A 5,716-nucleotide genomic window follows, 5' to 3' on the forward strand; every position below is an offset into this window, starting at 1 on the left:
AACTTTGGTGACTTCCACGTGGTGGGCAGTTCGCCGGAAGTGCTGGTGCGGGTGGAAGATAATCTGATCACGGTGCGTCCAATCGCCGGCACTCGCCCGCGCGGCGCCAATGAAGAAGAAGATTTAGCGCTGGAAGTGGACTTGCTGTCTGACCACAAAGAGATCGCCGAGCATTTGATGCTGATCGACTTGGGTCGGAATGACACCGGTCGGGTGTCGGAAGTGGGGTCGGTGAAACTGACCGAAAAGATGGTCATCGAGCGTTATTCCAACGTGATGCATATCGTCTCCAACGTGACTGGGCAGCTGAAAAGTGGCCTGACAGCGATGGACGCCCTGCGCGCAATTTTGCCGGCGGGTACTTTGTCTGGTGCTTCTAAAATTCGTGCAATGGAAATTATTGACGAGTTGGAGCCGGTCAAGCGCGGCGTGTATGGCGGCGCTGTGGGTTACCTGGCGTGGAACGGCAACATGGACACGGCCATTGCAATCCGCACCGCAGTGATTAAAAACGGTGAACTGCACGTGCAAGCCGGCGGCGGTATCGTTGCCGACTCGGTGCCGCACTTGGAGTGGGAAGAAACCCTCAACAAACGCCGCGCAATGTTTCGCGCCGTGGCGTTGGCTGAGCAAGAGCCGTAACAGAAAATCTGTAATCGATACATTTTCGGTGGGAGCGAACTTGTTCGCGAAGGCAGCAGCGCGGTACACCAGACACTCCGCGCTGCCGACTTCCCGAACAAGTTCGGTCCCACAGGTTTTCTGCAATCCATAGGGATCACAAATTCCTCTGTTAGAAATCCATACTCACTGCTAACCCGACTCCTTGTTGGGTCACGTCGTCGTCTTTGCGCCAGTTATAGTTCGCCCTCAATGACACATCCCGAGTCAATTTCTGGCTGATGCCGAGATTGACGCGGTTGAGGTTGCTTTGCGGTTTGTAGCCAGCCAGCGTGAAGTCGAGGCTCGGCAGGCTGTTAAGGGCGATGGTCACGTCCTGTTGGTTATTCGCATATTCGTGTTCATGGGCCGCCTCGGCGAACAGCTGTGTCGAGGGCGTGACCTGAATCTTCGCCTGCAGGCCTGCACCAAGACGCCGCGAATTGCGCCGCTGATCATCGAAAGTCAGCGCAGTCGAGCTAGCGCCACTTTCTGAATAGCCGTCGACTTCGACGTGCGCGTAATCAGCGCTGATGAACGGCGACAAATGCCAGGCGCTGCTGGCTTGGGCAATGTCATAACCCAGTCGGGCACTAAATGCCTCGAGCTTGCCATTGGTATCGCCTTTTTCCTCACCTTCGGATACGCCCAGCGCGAACTTACGATTGGCGTCCTGGTAATCGAGTTTGCCGCCGGTCAGCGCTGCGTCCGCCCACAGATGGTTGGCGTGGTATTGCAGGAAGGCTGTCGCCAAATAACTGTTGAGCGTGTAGTCGGAATTTCGTGGGCCCGCTTCCAGCCGTTGCCGGTAGAATCCCGCCGCCACGCCCGCGCGCCAATCCTCGGCAAACCGGTAGCTGCCACCAATGGTCAAGTTATAGCCGTTACCGTTGGCACTGGCTGCACTGCTTTGATCGTCGAAGTTCATGCGTTCGCCACCTGCGGCGACAATTGCCCGCCACTGGCCGATGTTTTGCCAATTGCCTTCATCGGCCAACCATTGGCTGCGTAATTCATCTTGATGCGCATTTAACGTACCGAGGGCCATTTCCGGCAGCAGCGTTATTTCCCATGGCGCGGACAGTAAGGAATAGGCGTAGTCGGCGATCAATTGCTGGCCAGCAATCGTCGGATGCACGCTGTCGTTGAACAGCAGCTTGGTCGGATCAGGTGTTGCGCTGTCCAGACCGTGCGCCAGGTTTTCGGTACAGCCATCGCCGTTAAAACAGGTGCCGACCAGGTTCTGGCTGGCGTCCAGGCCAAAGCGCGCTGGATTGGCCAGGGTTTCCTGAATCAACAGTGGAATGTTCAGCGGAATAATCTCGGCGTTGATCTGCGCCAAACGCCCAACCAACTCGGCATTGAACACACTGCTCAGTTGAGTGCTGGGCGTTTGCGTCGGCGTGCCAAAAGACGCTGGTGTTAAGCCTAGGTCAGGTAACAGCCAGACCATGATGTAGCGCGCACCGGCTTGTTGTAAGGCTTGGGCACTATTCGCCAGTTGATCTGCAGAGACTTGCGCCGTGGCTGCATCCACGACGCGCCCCTGGAAAAAGTCGTTGCCGCCACCGGAGAGGAAATACAGCGCATTAGGGTCGGCGCGGAAGTTGTTCGCCACCAGATAACCGTCTTTGCTGCGCAATGTGGTGCCGGCGCCAACGTCGCCATCGGGAATAGCCACGTCCGACGTGGAGGTAATCGAGTCATAGATCTGATCAGTGCGGTAACCACCTACGGCATAGTTGTTCCCGTCCTTCACGCCGAGGAGCGCGTTCACTGGAGAGGTTGACGGTAAAAGGTCGCCAGGCGCAATGCCAAGCTTGAGCCCGAGCAAGGTCGTCGACACCGGGCCGTACGGCTCGCCGCTGCCATCCTGGAAGGTTGGGCCAGTGCGGTTAGTGAACCGCAAGCCCGAAAGATTGGGGCCAGTAAGGTCGGGGTACTGCCCGGAATCGCTCAGGCTGTCGCCGAACACCAGCATGGTTGAGTAAGGAGAAGGGGCCGCCAATGCGTGAGAGCAGGCCAGCGAAATAATGCATGCAGCAAACGGCAGGGACAGCGCCTGTTTAATCATTGTTATGATCCCTTTTTGTCGTTGTTTTAGTTATCACACTACGAAAGTAGCAAAGCCTTGACAGTCGTGCGCCGTCTCTCCTGGCGAACTGCCCAGCGGCAAGTGGGTACAGTGATATTGCACCGTGTGCTTGGGTAAGCTAATGTGCCGGGACGTATGAAAATGAGACTTCCCCCAGTGTTGATCGTCAGTAAATTCTTGATGCGCGTTATCAAGGCTCACGCCCGTTGGCGTTGGCGCGCCTGACTGTTTTCCTCCCGGCCATGCCGGACCTGTACCCATAGCCCTTCGATTGACTTGCCAGAGCACCTGAGCTGGATGGATTTCAGTGACCAGCGTGTGAGCGTCAAGCCAATCGACACGTTCAAGGGCTGCTCAAAAGTCAGTATTTCAAGAGGTTCACACCATGCTGCTGATGATCGATAACTACGATTCGTTTACCTATAACGTTGTGCAGTACCTCGGTGAGTTAGGTGCCGAGGTCAAAGTGATCCGCAACGATGAACTAACCATAGCCGAAATCGAAGCCTTGAACCCCGAGCGCATCGTAGTTTCCCCTGGCCCGTGTACCCCGACTGAAGCAGGTGTATCGCTGGAAGTGATCAAACACTTCGCCGGCAAGCTGCCGCTGCTCGGTGTGTGCCTTGGGCATCAAGCCATTGGTCAGGCGTTTGGCGGCGACGTGGTGCGTGCTCGGCAAGTGATGCATGGCAAGACCAGCCCGGTGATCCACGAAGACCTCGGTGTGTTTGAGGGCTTGAATCATCCGTTGACGGTCACCCGCTATCATTCACTGGTGGTCAAACGCGAAACATTGCCAGCGTGCCTTGAGTTGACGGCATGGACAGAACTTGAAGATGGCTCGGTCGATGAAATCATGGGCCTGCGCCACAAGACGTTGAACGTCGAAGGGGTGCAATTTCACCCTGAATCGATTCTTACCGAGCAGGGCCATGAGCTGTTCGCCAACTTCCTCAAACAAACCGGCGGCACTCGCCAGGTTTAAGAGGCTTTAAGGTTATGAGTAAGGTTATGGCTATGGATATCAAAGGCGCGCTGGCTCGTATCGTTAATCAGCTGGACCTGAGCACCGACGAAATGCGCGATGTCATGCGCGAAATCATGACTGGCAAATGCACCGATGCGCAGATTGGCGCATTCATGATGGCCATGCGCATGAAAAGCGAGAGTATCGACGAGATCGTCGGCGCTGTCTCGGTGATGCGTGAGCTGGCGGACAAGGTTGAGCTCAAGACCCTCGACGGTGTAGTCGATGTGGTTGGCACTGGCGGCGATGGCGCCAATATTTTTAACGTTTCGACGGCTTCGGCGTTTGTCGTCGCGGCGGCGGGGTGCACGGTTGCCAAGCACGGTAACCGCGCGGTATCCGGTAAAAGTGGCAGTGCTGATTTGCTGGAGGCCGCAGGCGTTTATCTGAACCTGACACCGGTACAAGTGGCGCGCTGTATTGACAGCGTTGGCATCGGTTTCATGTTCGCCCAGTCTCATCATGGCGCCATGAAGTACGCCGCCGGCCCTCGACGCGATCTTGGCCTGCGCACGCTGTTCAATATGCTTGGCCCGCTGACGAACCCGGCTGGTGTCCGCCATCAGGTGGTGGGAGTGTTTAGCCAGGCGCTGTGCCGTCCGTTGGCCGAAGTTCTGGCGCGCATGGGCAGCAAGCACGTATTGGTTGTGCATTCTCAAGACGGTCTGGATGAGTTCAGTCTCGCCGCACCGACCTTTGTTGCGGAGCTAAAGAACGGCGAAGTCACCGAATACTGGGTGCAGCCAGAAGATTTGGGTATTAAAAGCCAAAGCCTGTTTGGTCTGACCGTTGAAAGCCCAGCGGCATCGCTGGAGTTGATTCGCGATGCGTTAGGTCGGCGCAAAACCGAGAACGGTCAGAAAGCCGCGGAAATGATCGTCCTCAATGCGGGCGCGGCGCTATACGCTGCCGATCATGCCTACACGCTGAAAGAGGGCGTTGCGCTGGCTCACGATGCGTTACACACCGGCCTTGCCCGGGAAAAGCTCGAAGAATTGGGTGCTTTTACTGCGGTGTTCAGACAGGAGAATGGAGAATGAGTGTGCCGACAGTTCTGGAAAAGATCCTTGCCCGCAAGGTTGAAGAGGTCGCCGCCCGCAGTGCCATGGTTAGTCTCGCTGAGCTGGAACGCCAAGCGGCTTTGGCCGATGCGCCACGGGGTTTCGCCAAGGCAATGATCGCGCAGGCCAAAAGTAAGAACCCGGCCGTTATCGCCGAGATCAAAAAAGCATCGCCGAGCAAAGGTGTAATCCGCGAGAACTTTTTTCCTGCTGAAATCGCCAAGAGCTACGAGAAAGGCGGCGCTACGTGCCTGTCTGTTCTGACCGACATCGATTTTTTCCAAGGCGCTGACGCTTACCTGCAGCAGGCTCGTGCGGCCTGCAAGCTGCCAGTGATTCGCAAAGACTTCATGATTGATCCGTATCAGATCATCGAAGCCCGCGCGCTGGGCGCTGATTGCATCTTGCTGATCGTCGCAGCACTGGAAGACGCGAAGTTAGCCGAACTGGCCGCCGTCGCTAAAAGCGTCGGCCTCGACGTGCTGGTAGAAGTGCATGACCTTGACGAACTGGAGCGTGCGCTTAAAACCGTGGACACCCCGTTGGTCGGTGTTAACAACCGCAATCTGCATACGTTTGAAGTGAATCTGGAAAACACGTTGGATCTGCTGCCGCGTATCCCTCGTGATCGTTTGGTAATCACCGAGAGCGGCATTCTCAACCGCGCAGACGTCGAGCTGATGGAAATCAGCGAGGTCTACTCGTTCCTGGTCGGCGAAATCTTCATGCGTGCAGAGCATCCAGGGGCTGAATTGCAGCGCCTGTTTTTTCCTGAGCGTGGGCCGTTGATTAGTAACTGATCGTAAACCGCGTTAGGCCATTCGCGAATGAATTCGCTCCCACAGTGAAATTTTTGTGCCTCTGTGGGAGCGA

General features: G+C 56.3%; 5 protein-coding genes. 4 read left to right on the plus strand and 1 reads right to left on the minus strand.

The window, feature by feature from the left end:
- Positions 1–642, plus strand: a 642-nt coding sequence (locus M0974_RS19290; protein ID WP_297840294.1) for an anthranilate synthase component I family protein, incomplete at its 5' end; no start/stop codon positions are given.
- A 151-nt stretch (positions 643–793) separates the two neighbouring features.
- Here M0974_RS19290 and estP read toward each other — a convergent pair.
- Complete coding sequence (gene estP, locus M0974_RS19295; protein ID WP_297840297.1) at positions 794–2,734, minus strand: esterase EstP; 1,941 nt, start codon at positions 2,732–2,734, stop codon at positions 794–796.
- Positions 2,735–3,140: 406 nt separating this feature from the next.
- On the opposite strand from estP, the gene M0974_RS19300 reads away from it, so the two are divergent.
- From M0974_RS19300 to trpC, 3 genes are read left to right on the plus strand one after another with little or no spacing between them, the layout of a single operon-like run.
- Entirely contained in the window at positions 3,141–3,740 is a 600-nt protein-coding gene (locus tag M0974_RS19300) for an aminodeoxychorismate/anthranilate synthase component II (RefSeq protein ID WP_297840300.1), read from the plus strand.
- Between the two features lie 32 nt (positions 3,741–3,772).
- Complete coding sequence (gene trpD / locus M0974_RS19305) at positions 3,773–4,822, plus strand: anthranilate phosphoribosyltransferase (protein ID WP_297840305.1); 1,050 nt, start codon at positions 3,773–3,775, stop codon at positions 4,820–4,822.
- The gene (gene trpC / locus M0974_RS19310) at positions 4,819–5,643 is read left to right on the plus strand and encodes an indole-3-glycerol phosphate synthase TrpC (protein ID WP_297840303.1); all 825 of its coding nucleotides are present in this window, start codon (positions 4,819–4,821) and stop codon (positions 5,641–5,643) included. Before trpD ends, trpC begins: the two co-directional genes overlap by 4 nt.
- Positions 5,644–5,716 lie beyond the last annotated feature (73 nt).

Origin of the sequence: Pseudomonas sp. (genome assembly GCF_026224925.1) — a bacterium.
In the GTDB taxonomy this organism is placed as follows: Bacteria; Pseudomonadota; Gammaproteobacteria; order Pseudomonadales; family Pseudomonadaceae; genus Aquipseudomonas.

Excerpts from the sequence above, each read along its gene's own strand:
- estP (WP_297840297.1), bottom strand. The coding sequence starts at position 2,734 with ATGATTAAACAGGCGCTGTCCCTGCCGTTTGCTGCATGCATTATTTCG.
- M0974_RS19300 (WP_297840300.1), top strand. The coding sequence starts at position 3,141 with ATGCTGCTGATGATCGATAACTACGATTCGTTTACCTATAACGTTGTG.
- trpD (WP_297840305.1), top strand. The coding sequence starts at position 3,773 with ATGGATATCAAAGGCGCGCTGGCTCGTATCGTTAATCAGCTGGACCTG.
- trpC (WP_297840303.1), top strand. The coding sequence starts at position 4,819 with ATGAGTGTGCCGACAGTTCTGGAAAAGATCCTTGCCCGCAAGGTTGAA.